The sequence below is a fragment of the Halothece sp. PCC 7418 genome (assembly GCF_000317635.1).
In the GTDB taxonomy this organism is placed as follows: Bacteria; Cyanobacteriota; Cyanobacteriia; order Cyanobacteriales; family Rubidibacteraceae; genus Halothece.
The window spans coordinates 3976241-3999464 of the sequence record NC_019779.1; the positions used below are offsets into that span (position 1 = coordinate 3976241).

Annotated in this window: 20 protein-coding genes; 14 read left to right on the forward strand and 6 right to left on the reverse strand. The window is 43.5% G+C overall.

Annotation, left to right across the window (positions count from 1 at the left end; all coding sequences use genetic code 11):
- Positions 1–33 precede the first annotated feature (33 nt).
- Positions 34–849 carry a peptidoglycan-binding protein gene (locus PCC7418_RS18220; RefSeq protein ID WP_015227660.1) on the forward strand — a complete coding sequence of 272 codons (816 nt, stop codon included), beginning with the start codon at positions 34–36 and terminating at the stop codon, positions 847–849.
- A gap of 24 nt (positions 850–873) precedes the next feature.
- Here the strand turns inward: PCC7418_RS18220 and PCC7418_RS18225 are convergent, their stop codons facing one another.
- The gene (locus PCC7418_RS18225; RefSeq protein ID WP_171814931.1) at positions 874–2466 is read right to left on the reverse strand and encodes a mechanosensitive ion channel family protein; all 1593 of its coding nucleotides are present in this window, start codon (positions 2464–2466) and stop codon (positions 874–876) included.
- Between the two features lie 151 nt (positions 2467–2617).
- Here PCC7418_RS18225 and ahcY point away from each other — a divergent pair, with 151 nt between their 5' ends.
- The 4 genes from ahcY (at position 2618) to polA (ending at position 7620) form a co-directional block, all read left to right on the forward strand.
- Entirely contained in the window at positions 2618–3892 is a 1275-nt protein-coding gene (ahcY, locus tag PCC7418_RS18230) for an adenosylhomocysteinase (RefSeq protein WP_015227662.1), read from the forward strand.
- A gap of 184 nt (positions 3893–4076) precedes the next feature.
- Positions 4077–4172 carry a photosystem I reaction center subunit XII gene (gene psaM, locus PCC7418_RS18235; RefSeq protein ID WP_015227663.1) on the forward strand — a complete coding sequence of 32 codons (96 nt, stop codon included), beginning with the start codon at positions 4077–4079 and terminating at the stop codon, positions 4170–4172.
- A gap of 117 nt (positions 4173–4289) precedes the next feature.
- Positions 4290–4682 carry a hypothetical protein gene (locus tag PCC7418_RS18240; RefSeq protein WP_015227664.1) on the forward strand — a complete coding sequence of 131 codons (393 nt, stop codon included), beginning with the start codon at positions 4290–4292 and terminating at the stop codon, positions 4680–4682.
- A 61-nt stretch (positions 4683–4743) separates the two neighbouring features.
- The gene (gene polA, locus PCC7418_RS18245) at positions 4744–7620 is read left to right on the forward strand and encodes a DNA polymerase I (protein WP_015227665.1); all 2877 of its coding nucleotides are present in this window, start codon (positions 4744–4746) and stop codon (positions 7618–7620) included.
- Positions 7621–7644: 24 nt separating this feature from the next.
- Here polA and PCC7418_RS18250 read toward each other — a convergent pair whose 3' ends face one another.
- Together PCC7418_RS18250 and PCC7418_RS18255 are read right to left on the reverse strand one after the other, a co-directional pair.
- Positions 7645–8853: an RNA-guided endonuclease TnpB family protein gene (locus PCC7418_RS18250; protein WP_015227666.1), complete on the reverse strand. Its 1209-nt coding sequence runs from the start codon at positions 8851–8853 to the stop codon at positions 7645–7647.
- Entirely contained in the window at positions 8786–9430 is a 645-nt protein-coding gene (locus PCC7418_RS18255; RefSeq protein ID WP_015227667.1) for an IS607 family transposase, read from the reverse strand. The genes PCC7418_RS18250 and PCC7418_RS18255 overlap by 68 nt, the downstream gene beginning before the upstream one ends.
- Positions 9431–9781: 351 nt before the next feature.
- Here PCC7418_RS18255 and PCC7418_RS18260 point away from each other — a divergent pair, with 351 nt between their 5' ends.
- The 6 genes from PCC7418_RS18260 (at position 9782) to rpoD (ending at position 19903) form a co-directional block, all read left to right on the forward strand.
- Positions 9782–10219 carry a hypothetical protein gene (locus PCC7418_RS18260; RefSeq protein WP_015227668.1) on the forward strand — a complete coding sequence of 146 codons (438 nt, stop codon included), beginning with the start codon at positions 9782–9784 and terminating at the stop codon, positions 10217–10219.
- Positions 10220–10462: 243 nt separating this feature from the next.
- Positions 10463–10978, forward strand: a complete 516-nt coding sequence (locus PCC7418_RS18265; protein ID WP_015227669.1) for a hypothetical protein — start codon at positions 10463–10465, stop codon at positions 10976–10978.
- Between the two features lie 28 nt (positions 10979–11006).
- Positions 11007–16448: a translocation/assembly module TamB domain-containing protein gene (locus PCC7418_RS18270; RefSeq protein ID WP_015227670.1), complete on the forward strand. Its 5442-nt coding sequence runs from the start codon at positions 11007–11009 to the stop codon at positions 16446–16448.
- A gap of 180 nt (positions 16449–16628) precedes the next feature.
- Entirely contained in the window at positions 16629–17813 is a 1185-nt protein-coding gene (locus tag PCC7418_RS18275; protein WP_015227671.1) for a methyl-accepting chemotaxis sensory transducer, read from the forward strand.
- Positions 17814–17876: 63 nt separating this feature from the next.
- Positions 17877–18077, forward strand: coding sequence for a hypothetical protein (locus PCC7418_RS18280; protein WP_015227672.1), 201 nt, complete (start codon positions 17877–17879; stop codon positions 18075–18077).
- Between the two features lie 641 nt (positions 18078–18718).
- Positions 18719–19903, forward strand: coding sequence for an RNA polymerase sigma factor RpoD (rpoD, locus tag PCC7418_RS18285; protein ID WP_015227673.1), 1185 nt, complete (start codon positions 18719–18721; stop codon positions 19901–19903).
- Positions 19904–20064: 161 nt separating this feature from the next.
- Here the strand turns inward: rpoD and PCC7418_RS18290 are convergent, their stop codons facing one another.
- Complete coding sequence (locus PCC7418_RS18290; RefSeq protein ID WP_015227674.1) at positions 20065–20214, reverse strand: chlorophyll a/b-binding protein; 150 nt, start codon at positions 20212–20214, stop codon at positions 20065–20067.
- A gap of 138 nt (positions 20215–20352) precedes the next feature.
- On the opposite strand from PCC7418_RS18290, the gene PCC7418_RS18295 reads away from it, so the two are divergent.
- Positions 20353–20661 (forward strand): DUF3593 domain-containing protein, encoded by a 309-nt coding sequence (locus PCC7418_RS18295; RefSeq protein WP_015227675.1) that lies wholly within the window; start codon positions 20353–20355, stop codon positions 20659–20661.
- 2 nt (positions 20662–20663) lie between these two features.
- Positions 20664–21425 (forward strand): WecB/TagA/CpsF family glycosyltransferase, encoded by a 762-nt coding sequence (locus tag PCC7418_RS18300; RefSeq protein WP_015227676.1) that lies wholly within the window; start codon positions 20664–20666, stop codon positions 21423–21425.
- Here PCC7418_RS18300 and PCC7418_RS18305 read toward each other — a convergent pair.
- Positions 21422–21769, reverse strand: coding sequence for a hypothetical protein (locus PCC7418_RS18305; RefSeq protein WP_015227677.1), 348 nt, complete (start codon positions 21767–21769; stop codon positions 21422–21424). The two genes, PCC7418_RS18300 and PCC7418_RS18305, sit on opposite strands and share 4 nt — an antisense overlap.
- 188 nt (positions 21770–21957) lie before the next feature.
- Here PCC7418_RS18305 and PCC7418_RS18310 point away from each other — a divergent pair, with 188 nt between their 5' ends.
- Complete coding sequence (locus PCC7418_RS18310; RefSeq protein ID WP_015227678.1) at positions 21958–22770, forward strand: carbon-nitrogen hydrolase family protein; 813 nt, start codon at positions 21958–21960, stop codon at positions 22768–22770.
- 2 nt (positions 22771–22772) lie between these two features.
- Here the strand turns inward: PCC7418_RS18310 and PCC7418_RS18315 are convergent, their stop codons facing one another.
- Positions 22773–23222, reverse strand: coding sequence for a YlqD family protein (locus PCC7418_RS18315; protein ID WP_041596803.1), 450 nt, complete (start codon positions 23220–23222; stop codon positions 22773–22775).
- Positions 23223–23224 lie beyond the last annotated feature (2 nt).

The following is a 23224-nucleotide window of genomic DNA, read 5'->3' on the forward strand; positions in this document are numbered from 1 at the left end:
AGTTAACGAAGAACCAATAACGAAATTGGAAAGATGATCAATTGGAAAACACTACCGAGACAGCGGGGAATTTATCAAATTACCACAGGTAGTGTTAGTTATGTTGGATTATCCGATAATATTCAACTCCGAGTGAAACAGCATTTAGAGAGTTCTTCCTGTCGATCGCGCATTATTCTGGATACCAATAAAGCCAAAATTATTGTTTTAGAATTACTCCCCGATAGTGATGATAAAACACTTGCGCTGCGAGAATGGTATTGGTTTTATAAGCTCAAGAAAAAAGGGCATATTATGGTCAATGACCCGAAAACTTTGGGCAAAACAAAAACGGGTCAATTTTTTCCTCCACAAACCCAAAAAGCAACCGCAGCAAACACTTCTTCTTCGCTTCCTTTCGGATGTGGGGTAAAACTAGCGGGAGTGACAACAGTGGTCGTGGGCTTTTTCTGTTTGGGGTTTTTGGTTGCGGGAAACTTAGTCCAACAAGGGGTTTCTGGTACACCTGATTCAGAAGCAAAACCAGAAGAGGCTTCAGAAACTAATTCAGAGTCTCAGGTTTCAGGGAATCGGGAAGGACTGCAGGAAACTAGCAACAGCCAGCGTACTGTGAATATGCAGCCGTTGAGTGCTTGCATCCGCCCTTTACAACGAGGAAGCTCGAAAGAAGCAGTCAGGCTATTACAAGAGCAATTAGAACAGTTAGGGTATTATCAAGGAGAAAAGGATGGCCTCTATGGTCCAGGTACGGAAGGAGCGGTTGCTGAGTTTCAACGGGATCATGATCTAGGAGTAGATGGTATTGTCGGTTGTGATACCCAAGCAGCGATTAATCAAGAATTACGTTAATTATTATTGTTCTTGGTTCATTGTTCACTGATCATCTGATGGGCTGCTCTCTTGAGAAAGCCAAATTTTTTGATGAGGAAGGGCGAGATCAATTCCTGCTTGATCAAGGGCTATTTTCAGGCGACGGCGATATTCTCGACCAATGGGCCACTGTTGTAAGGGTTTGGTTTTAATCCAGACGCGAATCATTATTCCTTGATGACTAAACTCGTCAACACCGAGTAAGACGGGGGCTTCTAAAATTTCTTTTTTCCAAGCGCGATCGCGCATCATACTATCACTAATTTCTTCAATAATTCGCATCGCTTTTTCCACATCTGCATGATAAGCAATGGGAATCTTTAAATCCACTTGTGACCAATTACTGGTGTAGTTAGTTACTGTCCGAATTTCACTATTGGGAATCGTAATTAACCGTCCTTCCGTATCTCGCAACTGCGTAATTCTTAAATTAATCGCTTCCACAAAACCTGTTGCATCAGCAATTCCAACCACATCGCCCACAGCATACTGGTCTTCCAGAATAATAAAAAAGCCATTAATTGCATCCCGAATTAAGTTTTGAGAGGCTAGAGAAATGGCAACCCCAATTAAACCCGCACCCGCCAGTAACGGACCGATATTAATCCCAATAACAGAAAGACCGACTAAAACGCCAACAACTGTCCAACTGACAGCAATAATGCTTTTTGCGACACTAGAAATGGTTGAAATTCGCAGTTGTAAGCGCAGATTGGCTTCTGGGGTGAGGAGATAGTTGTTAGCAAGAGCACCATTAAATTTATCAATTAAAATAAATGAGAAACGAGTCAAAAAATACGTTCCTAATCCGACAATGAACAAGCGAAAAGGAACGCGAAAGATATTAATAATTAGCCCTTGCAAAAATCGCGTGTAAGGAAATAAACCGACTAAATAAAGACTCCCCCCTAACCAAACCGCAAAGCGGAAGATTTGGATTAAGCGATATTTAATTTCTGCTAATTGTTGGCGTTGGTTTTGGGTCAGTTGTGTAGAAATTGCTTGCTCGGAGCTACTATCAAGAGTGGTCTGGAGAGATTTTTTTTCTTGATGAAATCGCCTTTCCAAAGCATAGAGAGCAATTGTTAGTGCAACCAGGAAGAGTAGCGCGATCGCGCCCTTTTTTGCCTGAGCAATCAAATACTCCTGTTCTCGCTCTCGTTTAGCTTGTTGTAGCGCATTTTTAATCTCAAGGATCACTTGCTCAGCCCGACGCTGAATCGTCATCCCTTTCAGATTCGCATCTTGACTGGTGACACTCAACAAACGAATTTCCCGTTGGTCAACAGCAACATAAATATCAACCAGTTGTCCCACTGCTTCTTGACGAACATCTACGTCTGCAGAGGGATTTTGCAGATAGTAACCCGTAATGTTTTCCAGTCGCTGCTCAATTTCGGTGATGCGAGCGGATAAATCCGATTCATTAGCCCCCACCTCCAGCACACAGCGTCCGTCTAAATGAATACATCCCGAAATCACTTTTTCTGTTGCTGGAGACATAAAAATAGACGAATTTCCAGAAAAATTAGGCAAAAGTGGGAATTGTGCTTGTGCAGACTGCTTAAACGGGAGTAATACGAGCAAAAGCGCCATCAAACTCCCCAACCAAATATATTTGCGCTTCATAAATCGTAAGGAATCAGAAAAGAAGGTTGAGTTAAACTATCCCAAAAATTTTGACATCTGATCAATATGCAGTAACCTAGTAGAGATCGCAATGTGAAATAACAACTCGTAAAGTTAAATGACAGCAACACAAGTAAAACACGAAGTAAAAGACCTTAGTTACGCCACACTAGGGAAACAACGGATTGAATGGGCAAGTCGTGAGATGCCCGTATTAAGACAAATTCGTGACCAGTTTGCGAAAGAAAAGCCCTTAGAAGGGATTCGCATGGTCGCTTGCTGCCACGTCACCACTGAAACCGCTAACCTCGCGATCGCGCTGAAAGCAGGTGGTGCAGATGCAGTTTTAATCGCCAGCAACCCCCTTTCCACTCAAGACGACACCGCAGCGAGTTTAGTTGCTGACTACGGCATTCCCGTTTTCGCGATTAAAGGTGAAGACAACGAAACTTACAATCGTCACATCAATATCGCCCTCGATCATCGCCCGAATATCATCATCGACGACGGTAGTGATGTCACCGCTGGATTAATTCAAAATCGTAAAGACCAAATCAAAGAAATCATCGGGACAACCGAAGAAACCACCACGGGTATCAACCGCCTCCGTGCGATGTACAACGATGGGGTGCTCACTTTCCCCGCGATGAACGTTAACGATGCGGATACCAAGCACTTCTTCGATAACCGCTATGGTACTGGACAATCCACCATTGACGGGATTCTTCGTGCAACTAACATCCTTCTCGCAGGTAAAACCGTTGTTGTTGGTGGTTATGGCTGGTGCTCTAAAGGGGTCGCCATGCGTGCTGCTGGTATGGGTGCAAACGTGGTTGTGACTGAAATTGACCACATCCGCGCTCTTGAAGCTGCAATGGATGGCTTCCGTGTGATGCCCATGGATGAAGCAGCAAAAATCGGTGATGTGATTGTGACTCTCACGGGTAACAAGCACGTGGTCGCAGGTCATCACTTCGACAACATGAAAGATGGCGCGATCGTCTGCAACGCAGGTCACTTTGATATTGAGCTTGACCTGAAATCTCTCCGTGAGAAAGCAAGCGAAGTCAAAGAAGTTCGTCCGTTCACTGAACAATACATTCTCCCCAACGGTAAGTCTGTGATTGTTTTAGGAGAAGGTCGTCTCATTAACCTCGCTTCCGCAGAAGGTCACCCCAGCGCGGTAATGGATATGAGCTTTGCCAACCAAGCTAAAGGATCTGAATACCTCGCACTCAACAAAGGCAAACTTGAGCCTGGTATTCACTCCATTCCTCGGGAAGTTGACCGTGAAATCGCTCGTCTGAAACTGAATGCAATGGGCGTTAAAATTGACGACCTCAGCGAAGCACAAGTCAAGTACATGAACTCCTGGACTGAAGGAACTGACTAATTGGCTCTTGCTTAGTCTAGATTAATCCTCAAGCCCCGATCGCGCGATCGGGGTTTTTCTGATTTGATTGGATCGGAAATCCTAGAGAATTTTTATAGCATTTTGTAACAATTCATATCGTTTCTGACTCAACATACTGCAAAGTAGTAAGAGAATATTGTCTGTTGAGAGGAGACTATAAATTATGCCATTATCTGATACCCAAATCTTAATTGCTTTAGTCGTTGCTTTAGTTCCTGGCGTTCTCGCCTTTCGGTTAGCAACAGAACTTTACAAGTAAGGTTATCCTTAGCTCACTGACTGATCACGCCTACAGACTTGTTCTGTGGGCGGATTGTTTGTATTGTAGTTCCTATGACAGACCGCAGAAAACCGATAGCATGAGGTTAATCCATTAATGTCTCTATGTTTTCTGATTATGTCTCCTGCACAAGTCACGCCTCCCCGTCGGAAAAAGACTCGTTCTCGCCGTAAAAAAAGTAATCGCCGTCAGTTACCACCTCATACTGGATTAACCCTTGAAATCGGTGCAAAAATTGTGGTCAATGCTGTCCTTGCTACCGCAGCGATCGCTGCAATTAATAAACTTGTTCCTAACTATCAAACTCAACGTTTACGTTTAGAAGAAGTTCAACAAGAAGTTCAACAAACCCAAGCCCGTGTTGATGAATTGAATCAAGAATTTACCCGCAATTTTGATCCCAATCAAAGCGAGATTATTATGCAGCAACAAACCAATCAAATCAAACCCAATCAGCGTCATCTGGTTTGGTTAAAACCGAAGCAGTGACCGTTCCAAGAAACGTCTCCCCGTAACCAGTCATCAGTTATCCAGAAAACCAAGAACAAAAATGTCTGATTCCTCCCCTGTCTTATTGTTAGTTGATGGTCATTCGCTGGCGTTTCGGGCCTATTACGCCTTTGCGAAAAGTCGAGATGGGGGGTTAAAAGCCTCAGATGGAACGCCGACAAGTATCTGTTTTGGCTTCCTCAAGTCTTTATTGCTAGTGTTAGAAGCCGAAAAACCACAAGCCTGCGCGATCGCGTTTGATTTAGGCTTACCCACCTTTCGCCATGACGCAGATGAAACCTATAAAGCCGATCGCGCTGAAACACCAGATGACTTTATTCCTGATTTAGCTAATTTACAAGAAATTCTGGTAGCGTTGAATTTACAAGTCGTGACCGCAGAAGGCTACGAAGCGGATGATGTCTTGGGAACGCTGGCAAGACAAGGAAAGAGCCAAGGATACTTTACTAAAATTATAAGCGGCGATCGCGATTTATTTCAACTGATTGATGAAACCGAACAAATTAGTGTTCTTTATTTGGATAAATCCGTCTTAAAAGGGTCAAAAACCATTCGAGAATATAACAGTGCAGATGTCGAAGAAACCTTGGGTATTCAACCGCAGCAAGTTATTGATTATAAAGCCCTTTGTGGAGATAAATCAGATAATATTCCAGGGGTGAATGGGATTGGGGAAAAAACAGCAGTTAAACTTCTCCAGCAGTATGGAACACTAGAAAATATTTATGACCAGATTGATGAAATTAAAGGCGCAGTCCAAAAGCGATTAATCACAGGAAAAGAGAATGCAGAACATTCCCGTTATCTGGCGACAATTAAAGATGATATTCCTTTAGAAATTGACTTTGATGAGTTACAACTGAAAGGAATTAACCTTGTAAAACTCAAACCTCTTCTCGCCAAACTCGAACTCAAACAGTTCTTAAAACAACTGGACTATCTCCAGCAACAACTAGGAGGAAGTAGCAGTCCCGACCCTGAAAAAAAGGAAGAAATAGAAGACGAAAGCCTGTGGTTTTTTAGTGCAGAAGAGACCAAGCAGCAACAAGAAAACTTAGTCACTGTTCAACCAGAAATCATTGATACCCGAGAAAAACTGGATCAGTTAATCGCAATTTTAGAACAACATCAAGACCCAGATTATCCAGTGAGTTGGGATACAGAAACGACAGCCTTAAAACCTCGTGATGCGACATTAGTTGGGATTGGCTGCTGTTGGGGAAATGATCTTACAGAAACCGCTTATATTCCCATTCATCATCAGCAAGGAATCGCCTTAGACGCAGCAGAAATTACAACCGCTTTATCTCCAATTCTCGAAAGTGAACAGTATCCCAAGACCCTACAAAATGCCAAATTTGATCGCTTGATGTTACGCCATTTTGGAATTCAATTAAATGGTGTGGTATTTGACACGATGTTAGCCAGTTATGTCTTGCATCCAGAACGCAATCATAATTTAAGTGATTTAGCAGCCCGATATTTACCTGATTTATCCACTCAAAGTTATCAAGAATTAGCGATTCCGAAAGAAGGAACGATTGCTGACTTAGACATGGCAACGGTTGCAGAATATTGTGGGATGGATGCTTATGTCACCTACCAACTCACTCAGTTATTAGCAACAGAATTAAAAGCCATTCCTCAGTTAGATCAATTATTCCGAGACCTTGAACGCCCCCTCGAACCCGTTTTAGCAGACATGGAGTATTGGGGAATCAGAATCGATACTGCTTATCTGAAAACTCTGTCTGAGGAATTGGGAAATAAGTTAGAACAGATTGAAACCAAAGCCTATGACTTAGCAGGACAAACCTTTAATCTTAATTCTCCGAAACAGTTAAGCGAGATTTTATTTGAGAAACTAGAGTTAAATCCGAAAAAGTCTCGGAAAACGAAAACAGGTTATTCCACTAATCATGCGATTTTAGAAAAATTACAGGGCGATCATCCCATTATTGATTTAATCTTAGAACATCGTACCCTATCCAAATTAAAATCCACTTATGTGGATGCACTTCCCAACTTAGTCAACCCAGACACTCAACGCATCTACACCGATTTTAATCAAGCGATTACCACAACAGGAAGATTATCTTCTTCTAATCCCAACTTACAAAATATTCCCATTCGCACTGAGTTTTCCCGTCAAATTCGACGGGCGTTTCTACCCGAAGATGATTGGTTACTTGTCTCTGCTGACTATTCCCAAATTGAACTCAGAATTCTGACTCATTTCAGTCAAGAATCCATTTTACTGGATGCCTATCAAACGGGAAAAGATGTCCATCGTGTGACAGCACAATTATTGTTTGAAAAAGAAGACGTTACCGATGAGGAAAGACGACTGGGAAAAACCATTAACTTTGGGGTGATTTATGGCATGGGACCGCAACGATTTGCCAGAGAAGCTGCGGTGAGTAATCAACGAGGGAAAGAATTTATTGAGAAATATCAAGCCCGTTATCCCCTCGTATTTGAATATCTCAAAAACCAGAAAAAACGCGCGATCGCGCAAGGCTATGTGGAAACCTTACTCGGACGCAGACGCTATTTTTACTTTACCAGTTCCCCCCTCGACCAACTAAAAGGAAGCGACCCCAAGACCATTGATTTCAGCCAAATTAAAATCGGAAGAGACGAAAGCGAAACCCTCCGTGCTGCTGCTAACGCCCCCATTCAGGGGTCAAGCGCAGATATTATCAAAATTGCCATGGTTAAACTCAATGAACTGCTAAAGCCCTACCAAAGCCGTCTCCTACTACAAGTTCATGACGAGTTAGTCTTTGAAATTCCGCCTCACGAATGGGATGAACTGCGTCCCCAAATTCAAGCAACCATGGAGAACGCCATCTCTCTTAGCATCCCCCTAGAGGTAGAAATTAACGTGGGGAAAAACTGGATGGAAGCCAAGTAACTGATAGTTCAAGACTGAACAATACTATACATTAACTGTAAAAGTAAAGCAGTCAGAGCGTACTTCGGAAAGTACGGTGCTATCCCACAACGCCTTGAGGAAATTCCCCAAAGCTCCTACAAAATCTCTTTTTAGAGAAAACCCACAGTTAGGACAAGTAAACTGTTTTCTTCCGCCTAACTTCTGATGAATATGACCACAATGAGGACAAGTTTTCGATGTATATTCTTCGGTGTGACGGGTCAGAATCGAGCCATATTTAGCACACTGACGCTCTAACACCTGAGAAAAGCGATACATCGCCCAACTCAACATACTACGAGCCGTTTTACTCCGAATCTTTCTTTTGGCTTTACACACCATTTGAGAAGATTCATAAGTTGGCAACGCTATCACCCGATAGTTTTTAGCTAACCAACTCGCAGTCTTTCGGTGCATTTCATCAACGAGATTACGAATTTTTCGTCGTTTCCGTTTCATCTTTTGATTGAGTTGATAACGGAGATGGCGATTTTTATGTCCTTTCAATAAGTCTCGTTGACTTTGCATCTTATCCAAAGAACGGCACAATCTTACAATGCGATTAATGTCGCCTTCCCCCAACTCGATGAACTGATTACCATCAAATCCTGTTAGGAAAGTTCGCACACCAGGGTCAAACGCAATGAAACTTTCTTTCCCGTTGTCTTCTACTTTTGTATCTTGAGGAAGAGAAAGATAGAAATTACCGTTTTTGTAAGTGACTTCTGGCGTGTAGTCTGGGTTAAGAACACAGAAGCGTCTTCCGTTATCAGAACATTCAAATGCTCCTAAATTTCCCCAATATTTAGGAAGAAGTCTCCCTTGGTTTAAATCGGAAGCGACCTTAAACTGGAGGGTTTGAGATTTGTCTCGAATAGAACGAAATCTCGCTATTTTTAATCCAGCTTGGGGGTGAGGTTGTTTCTGCTTACCTTTACCCACATATTTGGGATTCTTTTTGGTTTTAGACCATGCTGAGTACGCCTCCATCACTGCTTGGTCAAGAATAGCTGCGGGGAGTTTTTCTTTTAACCAGTCGGGTCTGATTTGAGCCTTAAAAAAGGTCTTAAAGGCTTGCTTTCCAGTCCCTCCAATTCCTGTTCGGTCAAAGCCTTGATGCTGGTTTAAGTATTCTATAGCCAGATTATAGGCTTTCCGATTCAGTCTGACCCATTTCTTTAGAAGATGGCGTTGTTCCTTGGTTAGTACCATTCGATACTGGGTGCAAGTCTTCACGGATGGGTTTCTTGTACTTTTGGAGTCCGTATAATCGACAACTGAAGACGTGGATGATAGCAAGGATATCTTCGACCATTTCTCGTTCTGGAGAGAGGTCACTTTGTTGGAGAACCACGAGTTGACAACCTTGTCTTTCGCAGAGCCATTGGATAAGTTCAACACCGAAACGGGCGAGTCGATCCTTATGACAGACCACAACCATTGAAACATCTCCTGCGAGAACTCGTTCCAATAGGGAGCGAAGTTTTTTCCTTTTGAAGTTGAGTCCCGACGCGATTTCTTTGACAAGTTCACCGTTGGGGAAACGAGTGAGAAGAAAGTCAGCTTGTCTCTCAAGGTCAGGTTTTTGAGCATGACTGCTAACTCTGGCGTACAGGAGAATTGATTTCTCTGATGGAGAGGGGTTGAGGACTGATTCGACGTTGTAACGTCTTTGACCGTTGGGAGTTCGGATGGTTTCGATTTTTCCAGCTTCATCCCATCGGAGGAGGGTTCGGAGTGAAACGCCGAGTTGTTCTTGGGCGACTCTGGCTGGTACATACTTTGACATTGAAAAACAACTTGATTGACTACTTTAGAGTCTAGTAAAGAAGTTAAGTAATGTCAATTGATGTTCAGTTATTATTCTTCTAGCAAACAACTCCTAAATGATAGTAATTCCAAATCAGAGACATAAGATTCTTTGTCATCGCTGATCTGGCTTCCCACCTAAGATGGAGATAATCCCACGATTAACCGGCTCGGCTTTGATCTCCCGCTATTGCGTTTGTTAGCGGGAGAGCATCAATCCTATAATAGAAATAAATCCAAAAAAACCTAAAAGTTTAAAATCGGTAACGGAAAATATAAACTGTCTTCAGAAACAGCTTAAGTTGGGAAGGCAAATTAAAAGGAAACTATCATGAGTGAAGAACAAGTTCAAGAATATGCAACCTTAGAAGCGGAAAAAGAGGAAACGACCGCCAAGTCCGAGACTAAAGCGACCAAAGAAACTAAAGCTACCAAGGATAGTCAAAACTCCCTCGCTTTGAAAACAGTGGGAGATCGACCAGTTAGTGGTGGAAAACTCGAACTCGCGGGAACTTTCCGTACTATGGGAGGAGACCGTCCCATTTTAGCCAGTCACCTCCATGTCGTAGAAAAATTCCGCACCATGGGTGGCGAACGCCCAGTTTTTGCTACTCAGTTACCAACAGTCGGGAACTTTTATTCTTCAGGAAGTCGTCCCATTGGGGCAAGTACCCTCAAAATTGATGAGACTTATTCTAATTTTGGAAACCGTCCTGTTGCCTCTAATCAAATTGATGATCCGAGCTTATTAATGGGTTATATTGATTAAATCTTTGGCTAAAAAAATACTTCTTTTGGATGATTAATTTCTCCCTTGCTCCGTCAGGGGAGCTTTTTTGTTATTTTATTGGTTTCTGATAGCACTTCGATCAATTAGGTAAGTCATTAGATATTCCTTCCTTTGAGGGAAGAAGCGCGATCGCGCTTTTGTTATCTTAAGGAAAACTATATAACAACTTTTCATAAAATCATTTTTTTCCCAGAATTGTCTTCATTCAAAAGGAGTATAACAATGTCATCTCAACCTGAAAAAATAAAACCTAAAATTAATATTAATGAATCAGCCATCAAGGGTCAACCCGAGAAATCACTGGCTAAAAGAAAAAAGGAAACACCAGTAACGGATCGACAATGGGGCGGGACAAATCAGTTTCCTCATCAGCCATTTCCGAAACCACAAACTCCATCAAAAATGAGTAAATCAGCCCCAGTTATCCAACGAGAAATCAGGCGAATTCTTCCCAAACTTAGACCTGAACAACGTCGAGAGATTGCAGATGAACTCATTGCTAAGTTACAGGAAAAAGGCATTGATCAACAAAGGATCAAACAAAATCTTTCTCTGACGACAATCAATCCTCAAGCCATGAATACTGAACAAATCAGTCAAGTGGTCACTTTTGCTTATCAGCATGATCCAGAAGCATTTGAAGCGGTACTGACTAAACCCAAGGTTGTGCAGTTTTTAAGCAACCCGATTTTATCAGCAATCGTTGGTATTATGGCAGCTAAATGGCTCAAGCAATAGCCACTTTATCGTTTGATTTTCAATCATCATGAGCGATCAAAATCCTTCCCCATCCGAAGCACCATCAGAGGAATTATCCCCCGAACCGCACCCTCCTCAGCGTCCCCCTTGGCTGCGATCGCTGCTGATGCTGATGCTTTTAGGATTAGGGGGAGGAGCAGGTTATGGTTGGTATTTTATTCAGTCTCGCCTGTCCCCAACTGTCGCCGAAAGCCTGAGCAATCTTCTCTCGCGTCCCGTGGAAATGGGAACGTTAGACTCATTCTCCTTCACCTCCCTCACCTTTGGGGAAACCGTCATTCCGCCCACTGAAGATAACTCAGAAGCAGTGATTATCCCCGCTATAGAAGTGGATTTCACCCCATTCAAACTGATCACTGAACAGACCATTGAACTCGATGTCACCTTAGTTGAACCTGAGATTACCGTTGAGCAAACCCCAGAGGGAAAATGGATTACTACTGAACTGACTCCGCAACCTGCTGGCGCGATCGAGATTAAACTCAATACCCTTGCGGTTGAACAGGGAAACCTTTCTCTCTCTCCCCGAACGCCAGAAGGACAACTGCAACCTCCCGTTAATTTGACCTTACCGCAACTCAACAGTCAGTTTCGGGATAACAACCAACGGATTTCGTTTCAGGTGCAAAATTTATCCGTTACCGATGGACAAGGAAGTCTTAACTTAGATGGAGAAGCCCGTCTTGATACTGGGGAAGTGGATGTCGCCGTTACCAGTAATCAACTCGCCATGGGGGAATTAGCCCGTCTGGTATCTTCTCCCCTTGAGATTAAAGGAGGGATGCTCGATGCCAATACCAAGGTTTCCTTAACCCTTGATGGCAGTTTACCCAGTTTTGAAGGGACGGCTCAATTAGAAAACGTCGAAGGAAAACTCGATCAATTTACCACCGCAATCACTAATACCAATGCTGATGTCCAGTTAGCGGGAAAAGATATTATTATCAAAGAGTTTAACACTCAATTTGGAGATGTCAGCGCGATCGCGCAAGGAACAATTAATCTGGATCAGGGGTATGACCTCACCGCAAATCTTGAACCAACCCCCGTTTCCAAGCTGTTAACCGCCATTGATCTTGATCCGACTGAAGTTCCCCTAACTGGAACCATTGAAGCCCAGATTGAGATTACAGGCGAATTAGATAATCCCCAACTGAATATCACCGCCAACAGTACCGACACAACAACTGTCGATCAAATCAAAGTGAGTGGCTTTCAAACTCAACTCTTTGTCCAAGGAACACAAGTTATTATTGAAACCTTCCAAGCAACACCGCAAACAGGGGGAGAAATTACCGCTCAAGGGACATTGAACTTAACCGCAGAACAAGAAATAGCTCTCGATGTTGAAGTCAAAGATGTTTCAGGAGAAGCCATTCGTCCCTATCAAGCCAATCTTCCCCCTGATTTGGGAACACTCAACGCCTCAGCCGAAATTACAGGATCATTAAAAGACTGGAAAAATCTGAAAGCAGACGGAACAGCAAACTTCGCCATTGCCGAAGGGACAGTGACCTTACCCCAACTGCAACTTTCCCAAGGTCAGTTACAAGCCCAAATTAAGATTAATGGCTTACAACCCGAAAAACTCAGTAATCAAATTCCTCCCCAATTTCAAAATCCCATTTCAGGACAATTTCGCCTCGATGCGGATGTCACTGACTTATCTCCCGAAAAACTGCAACTCACTGGATCAGGCGCTTTAAACGTCCCCCAAGGCGAACTCGCTGCAACCAACATTACCTTCAATGAAGGTCAGTTAAATGCTGATTTGAGACTGCAAGACATTCCCCTTGCCTTACTCGCCCCCGAAACACCACCCGATTTAAACGAATTACTCTCCGCCCAGTTGCAAGTGCAAGCAGATGTGCAAGCATTTGATGATCTCAACCAAGTTCAAGGAACGGGTTCTGGATCAATTAATGTTAGAGGCAGTGATCAAAATCAAAACATTGCCCTCAATAATCTTCGTCTCAACCAAGGGAAATGGCAAGGAGAGTTACAAGTCGAAAACTTCACTCTGTCTCGTTTTGTTCCTCAGCTTCCCTCTCCACTAACAAACGCGCTTTTTAATACCCAACTGACCGCCCAAGGCACATTAGATAATTTAACCCCCTCAGGAATTACGGTTCAAGGAACAGCAGCTATTAATCAAATTTTAGGCGGGAAGGTTACAGCAAATCTGATTCGTTTAGAAGACGGGGAATTTCAAATTGTTGCCACCCCAGAGAATCTCCAACTGTCTCAACTTTCTGATCAATTACAAGGCGACCTCACTGGAGAAGTCAATCTTGATGGCAATCTAGATAATCTCACACCCGCAGGAATTACAGCCCAAGCCAACTTAAACTTCAGTGAAGGACTCGCCCTGATGACCAATCCCCTAACTACCCGCCTCAGTTGGGAGGGTGAACAAGTCATTCTCGAAGAAGCAACCGCCGAAAACTTCTTTGCTGAAGGGGTGATTGCTCTCAACTTAGAACAAGAAGGACAAGACATTATTGAAAATATCAACTTAACCGTTGATGCCCAAAACCTTGATTTAGCCCAACTTCCTCTCCCCAGTCCAGAACCAGTGGGTAAAATTGATGTGCAAGGCTTAGCCAACTTCTCTGGCAACATTACAGGAAATCTTACTCAACCCCAAGCCGAAGGAGACATTCGCTTACAAAACTTTGCCGTCGAACGCTTTACCTTTGATTCAGAAATGACGGGAGGCGTTCAAGTGAATGCACAGCAAGGAGTGAGACTGAACTTAATTGGGAATCGTGAAACTCCTGATCAAATTCGTTTCGCCTTATCCTCTCCCCAGCGCGATCGATTACTCCCTCTCGAACCCGAATCCTTCTTGATTCAACGAGACAAAGCCCTTGCAGAAGGAACGCGCCAAGGAGACACCTTACAAGCCAGTTTAGAAGCAATTCCTCTTGACCTACTTAAAGACTTTGCCCCCCTCTCTGCCGAATTTGCCAATCAACCCGCATCAGGCACATTAGAAGGCAACTTGGCCCTGAATTTAGACAATTATGATGTTTCGGGAGAGCTTACCCTCCAAGAGCCCTCCTTAGGACGCTTTAACAGCGATCGCGCAACAGCAAACTTTACCTATACTAAGAACACCCTCACCGTCAAAGAAGCGGTCCTCATCGAACAAGAAAGCGAATATCGCGGAAGCGGTCGCCTCACTCTCGCTGCACCCAGCCCTGATTTTGAAGTGAATCTCAACATTGAACAAGGACGCATTCAAGATCTTCTCAGCAACCTGCAAGTGTTTAATCTTTCTGATATCAACCAAAACTTCACGACCCCGACTTATGGCAATGCGGATGACCTTGATGTCGCTGCGGTTGGTGTTGACCAACTCCCCCTTCCCATCCAACTGCGACGCTTCTCAGAAATTAAAGCTCTCCTTGCTCAAATGCAAGCCCAAGAAGAGACAGTAACCGCCATTCCTCCCCTAGCTTCCGCCCAAGGAAACTTTACAGGCAATTTGAGTCTGCAAGGGCAATCCTTTAATCTCGAAGAGATCCAAGGAGAATTTCGCCTTAATGGTAAAGCCTGGCAATGGGGCCCCTATCAAGCGCAAACGGTTAACGCCAAAGTCAGTCTTTCCAATGGTGTAATCACTTTATTACCCGTTCGTCTCGCCTCTGGAGAAAGTTTTATTAATCTCTCAGGGACAGTTGGGGGAGAAAACCAATCGGCACAATTAAAAGTCAATCAAATCCCCATTGCCGGCTTGCAAAACCTGATTGAACTACCTGAATTTATTGGGGTAAGCGGTTTTGTTAATGCGACAGCAACCGTTGCAGGGAAACAAGATAACCCCACCGCTAGAGGAGAACTCAGCGTTGAACAAGCCACGCTCAATCAAACCCCCATTCAAACCATTCAAGGCAGTTTTAACTATAACAACTCACAATTGAATTTCTTCGCTGAAGGATTACTCTCCGAAGATAGCAACCCCCTAACCCTCAGTGGCGACATTCCCTATCAACTCCCCTTTGCTGTTGTTCCTCCTCCTTCTGATGATTTGAATATTGATATTAACCTCCAAGATGATGGTTTTGCCCTTCTTGATGTGGTGAGTAATGGTCAACTCACGTGGGAAGGCGGAGAAGGGGCGGTCAACCTGGCGATTAATGGCCCCTTCAATCTCGAAAACTTCCAATTTGATCAACTCAACACCACAGGCGTTGTCACCCTTTCCCAAGCGAGTCTTGGGACGGCGGTATTACCTGAACCGTTAACAGATATTAACAGCCGTGTGACATTTAATTTCAATCAGTTCACGGTGGAACAATTTAATGCTGACTTTGGGGGCGGAGAAGTCACCGCAACAGGAGGACTCCCCTTATTTGAAGCGACCCCTGACTCACAAACCCTTGCGATTGCTTTAGATGATTTGACCGTTAATTTGCCTGATCTTTATGAAGGTGATGTCGCTGGAAATATTAATATTGCCCAAAGCGCGTTAGAACCCGAAATTGGTGGGGAAATGACGGTTTCCGATGGCGAAGTGATTCTCGCTGGACAAGACTCCGCAGCCACCAATCGCGAGTCAACCGAAGAAAATACTTCCAATATTGCTTTCAGTGACTTGAAAATTAATCTTGGGGAGAATGTTAATGTCGTTCGTCCGCCCATTATGGACTTTTTGGCAAAAGGCGATTTAACCCTCAATGGAACGTTAGCCAATATGCGTCCTGAAGGAACAATCAATTTAGAACGCGGTCAAGTCAATTTGGGACCCACTCAATTTCGCTTAGCCCAAGGTTACGAGCAAACCGCAACCTTTATTCCCAGCCAAGGGTTAGACCCCACTCTCAATGTCCGTTTAGTGACCTCTGTCGCTGAAACCAGTGGTAATGTTCGGACTGAGACCACAGGAACGGAAACCACCACCCGAGTTAATTCAGGTGTGGGTACATTGCAATCCGTGCAAGTGGAAGCCTTAGTACAGGGACGCGCCAGTACACTCCAGCCTGGACAATTAACCGCTAATAACGATGTTCTGACTCTCAGTAGCGACCCCCGTCGCAGTGAAACAGAGATTATTGCTCTGCTCGGGGGTGGGTTAACCAGTGGCTTGGGACAAGGAAATACAGCATTAGGACTGGCTAATTTAGCAGGTTCAACATTTTTAGGCAGTTTTCAAAATACTATTGGTGATGCTTTAGGCTTAAGTGAATTTCGGATCTTCCCCACTCTGATTCCCACTGAAACCGAAGAAGGAGAAGATAGTTCTGATTCTACTTTAGGCTTTGCAGCAGAAGCTGGGGTTGAAATTAGTAATGATTTTTCCTTCTCTGTCCTTACCCTCTTTAATGCGGATCAAACATTTCAATATAGTGTTCGCTATCGTTTAAGTGATGATATTTTATTACGGGGTTCAACCGATTTATCCGATAATGAAAGCCTGACCGTTGAATATGAAACCCGTTTCTAGTTACCAATCATGTCGAGACCTGCCATGGAATGTTTCCAAAGAACAAACAACAAAGAACGAATCATTACTGAGAGTTAAATCAGAGTTAACCCATTATTAAATTGATGATGATGAAATGGTGAGGGAAAGTCCATAAGATAAAAAATGGAACTATAAACGGCAACACTTAATTGAATCACCGTGACCTCATCTAACCAGACTCCCCTTAATCCCAGTTCAACAATTGCTGATTTAGAAACTCACAAGTATCAGGTAAATGCTGATACCCTTGGAGAAGTTGTTGCTAACGAATTTCAAGACCACCCGAGCCTCCCCGGTGTGATTATTACCGAGGCAGATCAACTTCTCGGAGTAATTTCTAGGCGAAAATTTCTGGAACAGATGAGTCAGCCCTACAGCTTAGAGTTATATCTCCGTCGCCCAATTCGAGTGTTGCTAGAGGTGATGGAAACGGATACGCTTACCTTAGAACCAGACTGTCGCATTGATAAAGCGGTGAGACAAGCCCTGAATCGTTCTTTAGACTTACTCTATGAACCGATTTTGGTTCGGAAGGAAAATCAGTCATTAGAATTGCTAGAACTTCACCATTTACTGCTCGCGCAATCTAAAATTTTTGCTCAAGTTAATAAAATTATTAATAATCAAAAAGAAGAAGCTCGCCGATACGCAGAAAACTTAAAACAAGAACAAGCCAAAGTTAAAGAATATACCCGTCAGTTAGAACAGCAACAACTCGAAGCCCAAAGGCGAAATCAAGTCTTGGAAATGCAACGGGCAAAATTATCGCGACAAGCAAATGCGATTTCGGAATTAAATGAGCGCTTTGTGCAGTTAGGGGAACTCCTCTCGGAAGAAGGAAAACAAACTTTTGCTCAAATGTTGAGTAGTGTTGAGGCAATTTCGGATTATACCGCTCGCATTATGAAAATTGGGGAGGGGTTTAACGAAGAATTAGAATCGGTGAATAATGCAACCAAGTTGATTGAACGGGTGAGTCAACAGGTACGGAATTTGTCCATTCAAGCAGCATTAGTGGCAAATCGCCCTCAAAGTGACTCATCAGGTCAAATGAGCGGTTTAAGTCGCATTACCACCGAAATTGGCAATTTAGGGAATAAAACTTTTGAAGCAACCACCGAAGTGAACCAGATTGCTTATCGTTTTCAAAGTCAGATTGAAGATTTGACCAATGCAGCCCAAGAAAGCGAAACCGTCGCGCGATCGCTGGTGAAACGATCTCAACAAACGCAACAAGCCCTTGAGGAGTTGGAACGCTTGATTAATGAGTATAAACAAGATAACACGATTATCGAATCCAACCCCTCCCCACAGGAAACACCAGAAGCGGATAATGTTCACTAAGCACAAAAGTTTAAAATTAGATTAGAATAGACGAGTTTTTGTGAATTTATTTTTAGTGTTCTTATGTTCTTTAGCGAACTGACACCAATCTTAAAAGAACTAACCCAACAACCCATTACCTTTACTGGGGGATTAGTTTCTGGATTTTTACGCCTCAATCCGAATGAAGATCCCCTAAAAAGCTGGCTCTCTCAGCAAGGGGAAGCCTCCTCCTCTGCTAGCCGTCAAGAGAGTCATCCCCCCCAAAGTATTGATATTGAATAGGGTTGAGCGGTTTCAAACGCTCCCTTATCCTTTTGTCATGGGAGCACTCACTCTCAAAGCAATGATTAAATTAAGTTGCTATTGGTTGCCTAAAGGTGACACTTAATCTCTTTTTCCCTGTCATTCCTGAAAGCAATGATTAAAATATTCTCAGGGGTTAAACTTGACGAGATTCCATTTTCATGGCGCACTCAATCTTGTCCATTTTCAATCTTTGGAAGAGAAGGAGTTCCACCCCGATTCTCGGCAAGTGCAAAAATTATGATTAATGTGCTAGAAGAGTTAAACGGTGGCAATCAATGCAGTTATTAAAAATATGAAGCAACTCAACTGGAAGGAAAGATTTGATGCACTCTTATCCAATCAAAAAAATTGCTTCTGAACTTAAACACTATTATCATTCCCACTTCTGAGTAAGAGTTGGGGCAGACTCATCGGAGTCGTTGTCAATTTGGTAAGAAAGGCTACAATCATGGCTAGTGTTTCCTGTCCAACTCTCTAAACTGCCGTGAGCAAAGGGATGATTAAACCTCAAACAGAGAAGCAACAGGAAAAGTAGCAATCAAATCTCAATTTTAAAATGATTGATTATCATTCATTTTCAGATGAAAACAGCAAGCAGTAAGAGGAAAACGAGCCTTATGCAGGTACACGCACTAACCAGCCAGCAGCAAAAAAGTGAATTAGAACGCTTAATTGAAGAACAAAGTCACGAAGCAGCCCAAGGTAATACCGTCCCCTTGGAAGTTGAACCCGCCGATGCCGACTTAGAAAAAGAGGCGTTGTTAGAGGTTGCTGAAGCATCAGAAGAAACATCAACCAAAGCGGTTACTGCAACTAAAGAGGAGAATAGTAAAGAGGATAGTAAAAAGAAGTCTTACACAGAAGATTCGATTCGCCTTTACCTGCAAGAAATCGGTCGAATTCGCTTGCTGCGGGCTGATGAAGAAATTGAGTTAGCGCGGAAAATTGCTGATTTATTAGAGTTAGAACGCAAACGGACGGAGTTGGAAGCCACCATTGGCTGTGAACCCACCGATGAAGAGTGGGCCGAAGAGGTGGATATGCCATTACAGAAGTTTCGCCGTCGCTTAATGCTGGGGCGTAGAGCGAAAGAAAAAATGGTACAGTCAAATTTGCGGTTGGTGGTCTCGATCGCGAAAAAATATATGAATCGCGGATTGTCATTTCAAGATTTGATTCAAGAGGGGTCTTTAGGCTTGATTCGCGCTGCGGAAAAGTTTGATCATGAAAAAGGATATAAGTTTTCGACTTATGCCACGTGGTGGATTCGTCAGGCAATTACTCGCGCGATCGCGGATCAATCGCGAACGATTCGCCTTCCCGTTCACTTATACGAAACCATTTCTCGCATTAAGAAAACCACGAAACTCCTTTCCCAAGAGTTAGGGCGCAAGCCAACGGAAGAAGAAATTGCGGAACGGATGGAAATGACCATCGAAAAGTTACGTTTTATTGCTAAATCGGCGCAACTTCCCATTTCTTTGGAAACACCGATTGGGAAAGAAGAAGATTCTCGTCTTGGTGATTTCATCGAAGCCGATGGAGAAACGCCAGAAGATGAAGTCTCGAAAAGTTTATTACGAGAAGATTTAGAAGATGTCCTTGATACCCTGAGTCCCCGCGAACGAGATGTTCTCCGTCTCCGCTACGGTTTAGAAGATGGACGGATGAAAACTCTTGAAGAAATTGGACAAATCTTTAATGTCACTCGCGAACGCATCCGACAAATTGAAGCGAAAGCCTTAAGAAAGTTACGCCATCCCAACCGCAACAGTATTTTAAAAGAATATATTCGCACCTAAAGATTCAACCGTGGCAAGGTGAAAAAGCGAAAGCTGGGTGAGTTGATCAACTTTCCCCAGCTTTTGCTATAATGTTTCAGCGAATGAGTTTAAGTTAGCTTGGTTAGAGAAGGCTGAAAGGGCTCTTCTCTCCAAGTTAGCTTAGTGGTGACTAATCTGGTTTAGAGGAGTCCCCAGAAGTGGAGAACGCCTTGTCCACTGAGAATTTCGGTGAGTAATGCAGCCACGAAGCCGATCATTGCTAAGCGACCATTCCAATTCTCTGCAGATGTGTTGAAACCAAATTTGAAATCGTTGCGATTTTCTTCCATGATGACCTCTTGATAAATAAATGCTAGTGCAATCAACTCTGTAAATAAATGTAACTAAAGATTGCAAAAAAAGCAATCCTCTGTAAGGAATAGAAGCATTGTGTTTTCCAATGTAATCAATTACACCATTTCAAGTTAATGTTAGATAAACAAACCCTTTTTGCAGCTTCTCTGTTTCCCTATTTGGGATTTCTTTGGTTTATGACGCGATCGCGCTCCTTTCCTCGCTTAGCAGTGATTGGGTTTTATGTGCTGCTGCTGTTTGTGTTCGTGACGATTCCTGCAGGAATTTATGCCCAACGCGCTTATGGGGAATCTCTAGCGAATGTGGACTGGCTGCATGGGAGCGCGGAATCGTTTCTGACTCTCTCCAATATCTTAGTGGCGTTAGGGTTTCAAGCTGCGATTCAACGCCAGAAAACGGCTTCTTCTGATCAAAAAGAATAAATATGAGTTTTTCCTCTCCCAGTCATCCCTTATCAACTCAGCCTGAATCAGCAAAGGTTTTGGGGATTCCCGTTCACCTGTTATCGGATTATTTAAGCTGGCTAGAAGACCGTTGGCAGCAGGGAAAGGGGACTCATGTGGTGACCTTAAATGCAGAAATGGTAATGTTAGCCCGAAAAAATCGGAAACTGGCGGGCGCGATCGCGCAAGCGGATCTAATTATCCCTGATGGGGCGGGAGTTGTGTTATCTTTAAGCCTACAAGGGAAAAAACAACAGCGTTTTCCTGGGATTGAACTGGCGGGCGCACTTTTAAAACGAATCGCACAAGAGAAGCACTCAGGAACAGTGTTTTTTTATGGCGGGGTCCCTGGACGAGCAGAAGCATCCGCCCAATTTTGGCAGCAACAGCATCCCGAATTAACCATTCACAGCCAACATGGTTATCTCTCAGAGCAGGAAACGGTAAACCTTACTGAAACCTTACGCCAAAAGCAACCGCAACTCATTTTAGTAGGATTGGGCGTTCCGCGACAAGAACTTTGGATTGCTCAACATCGCCACTTATGCCCACAAGCGATTTGGATTGGTGTGGGAGGCGCGTTTGATATTTGGGGCGGGGCAAAATCCCGAGCGCCTGCATGGTTTCGGAATAATAACTTAGAATGGCTGTATCGTTTCTATCAAGAGCCGTCCCGATGGCGACGGATGTTGGTATTGCCCTTATTTGCTTGGGCTGCCCTCATCCACCGCGATCGCGGTTAGCCAGCAACTTTCTCTAAAAGCTCCCATTGGGAATATTCGACTAACGCCTGTTGGAGTAAATCAAACATTTGGCGACAGTGGTTATCCGTTTGTAGAGGGAGTTCTTCATTTTTCATTACTAAATTCATGCGGATCGCTTCTGGTGTGGCTGTGGTGCGATCAATTAAAACTTCTGTTGTCACCAGTTTCGGAAACGGGGCGCGATTAGGAACTTCCCGCGCCATAATATATTCTCCTGTATCGTAGATAATTTCAAGATGACAGGATTCTAAAATCTCTATCAGAGAGGCTTGAAGTTGCTCTAAAGGAATCGCAACCGAAAACGTGCAAGTATATCGAGCCATAGTGTAACGGGGAGTTATCTGCTTAAGCGTCTTTACTCATCATATTATCGAACCTAGTTTTGTCTTCATCACAGAGTTGACAATAAACGATGGACAACTGAAAATTGAGAATTGGTTATCCGTCATTGGTCATCCATTAATTGTAAACAAATACCAATGACTAGTGACAAAGGACAAAGGACAAATCTATGAAATCATATCTGGCGGGTGCTATTCAGATGACAAGTCAGCCTGATTTAGAGAAAAATTTGGCGACAGCAGCAGATTTAGTCGAATTAGCAGTACGCAGAGGGGCGCAATTGATTACTCTTCCTGAAAACTTTTCCTTTCTGGGACAAGAAACAGAAAAGGTAAAACAAGCCAGCGCGATCGCGCAACAAACGGAAAAATTCCTGAAAACCATGGCTCAACGGTATCAAATTACCATTGTCGGTGGCGGTTTTCCGATTCCTGTGGCTGATGGTAAAGTGTCTAACACTGCCCTCATGATTAATGCCAATGGGGAAGAATTAGCCCGTTACGAAAAAGTGCATCTGTTTGATGTCAATCTTCCTGATGGTAATACTTATCAAGAATCCCAAACTGTCAAAGCTGGGGTTTCTCTTCCGCCGTTATGTATTTCCCCTGAATATGGAAAAATTGGGCTGTCTGTGTGCTACGATGTCCGCTTTCCTGAGTTATATCGCCAGTTATCTAAACAGGGGGCAGAAATCCTGCTCATTCCTGCTGCGTTTACCGCTTACACAGGGAAAGACCATTGGCAAGTCTTATTACAAGCCCGCGCCATTGAAAACACCGCTTATGTCATCGCCCCCGCCCAAACGGGAAATCATTATGCGCGACGACACAGCCACGGTCATGCCATGATTGTCGATCCTTGGGGGATTGTCTTAAGTGATGCGGGAGAAGATGAAGGGGTCGCGATCGCGGAAATCAACCCCTCCCGCTTAGAACAAGTTCGCCGTCAGATGCCATCCTTAGAACACAGCGTATTTATTTAATTTTAAACCTCACCGCGAATCTCTTGGATCACACCATCTTTGACCACAACTTCCACATTCATTTTCTGGACTAAGTTATCTCCCACTTGAATGCGAACAAAGCTGTCGAGTTGTCCTTGACCCACTTCTTGCCCTTCCTCTAAAAGCTGGACTTGTTGCAACTGTTGGAGGGCTTGGTTTTTTTGTTCTGTGACCTTACTTTTTTGTTGATTGAGTTGGTTTTGGATGTTCCGAAGTTGTTGTTGCACTTGCGGATCACTGGGATTACTCCCTTGTTGAGTCACCTGCGCGATCGCGCTTTGCCCTTGATTTTCTAACTGTTGCAGTTGTCCATCTTGCTGATTAATCTGGGATTGTAACTGTTGTTGCACCTCTTCTTTCCAACGCTGAGTTACAATCACCTTTAAATTAATGGGACGCTTCAGTAATAAATTTTTATTGTCTTGGTTCATTG

Coding starts and splice junctions, on each gene's coding strand:
- PCC7418_RS18220 (WP_015227660.1), top strand. CDS start 34: ATGATCAATTGGAAAACACTACCGAGACAGCGGGGAATTTATCAAATT.
- PCC7418_RS18225 (WP_171814931.1), bottom strand. CDS start 2,466: ATGGCGCTTTTGCTCGTATTACTCCCGTTTAAGCAGTCTGCACAAGCA.
- ahcY (WP_015227662.1), top strand. CDS start 2,618: ATGACAGCAACACAAGTAAAACACGAAGTAAAAGACCTTAGTTACGCC.
- psaM (WP_015227663.1), top strand. CDS start 4,077: ATGCCATTATCTGATACCCAAATCTTAATTGCTTTAGTCGTTGCTTTA.
- PCC7418_RS18240 (WP_015227664.1), top strand. CDS start 4,290: ATGTCTCTATGTTTTCTGATTATGTCTCCTGCACAAGTCACGCCTCCC.
- polA (WP_015227665.1), top strand. CDS start 4,744: ATGTCTGATTCCTCCCCTGTCTTATTGTTAGTTGATGGTCATTCGCTG.
- PCC7418_RS18250 (WP_015227666.1), bottom strand. CDS start 8,853: ATGGTACTAACCAAGGAACAACGCCATCTTCTAAAGAAATGGGTCAGA.
- PCC7418_RS18255 (WP_015227667.1), bottom strand. CDS start 9,430: ATGTCAAAGTATGTACCAGCCAGAGTCGCCCAAGAACAACTCGGCGTT.
- PCC7418_RS18260 (WP_015227668.1), top strand. CDS start 9,782: ATGAGTGAAGAACAAGTTCAAGAATATGCAACCTTAGAAGCGGAAAAA.
- PCC7418_RS18265 (WP_015227669.1), top strand. CDS start 10,463: ATGTCATCTCAACCTGAAAAAATAAAACCTAAAATTAATATTAATGAA.
- PCC7418_RS18270 (WP_015227670.1), top strand. CDS start 11,007: ATGAGCGATCAAAATCCTTCCCCATCCGAAGCACCATCAGAGGAATTA.
- PCC7418_RS18280 (WP_015227672.1), top strand. CDS start 17,877: ATGTTCTTTAGCGAACTGACACCAATCTTAAAAGAACTAACCCAACAA.
- rpoD (WP_015227673.1), top strand. CDS start 18,719: ATGCAGGTACACGCACTAACCAGCCAGCAGCAAAAAAGTGAATTAGAA.
- PCC7418_RS18290 (WP_015227674.1), bottom strand. CDS start 20,214: ATGGAAGAAAATCGCAACGATTTCAAATTTGGTTTCAACACATCTGCA.
- PCC7418_RS18295 (WP_015227675.1), top strand. CDS start 20,353: ATGTTAGATAAACAAACCCTTTTTGCAGCTTCTCTGTTTCCCTATTTG.
- PCC7418_RS18300 (WP_015227676.1), top strand. CDS start 20,664: ATGAGTTTTTCCTCTCCCAGTCATCCCTTATCAACTCAGCCTGAATCA.
- PCC7418_RS18305 (WP_015227677.1), bottom strand. CDS start 21,769: ATGGCTCGATATACTTGCACGTTTTCGGTTGCGATTCCTTTAGAGCAA.
- PCC7418_RS18310 (WP_015227678.1), top strand. CDS start 21,958: ATGAAATCATATCTGGCGGGTGCTATTCAGATGACAAGTCAGCCTGAT.
- PCC7418_RS18315 (WP_041596803.1), bottom strand. CDS start 23,222: ATGAACCAAGACAATAAAAATTTATTACTGAAGCGTCCCATTAATTTA.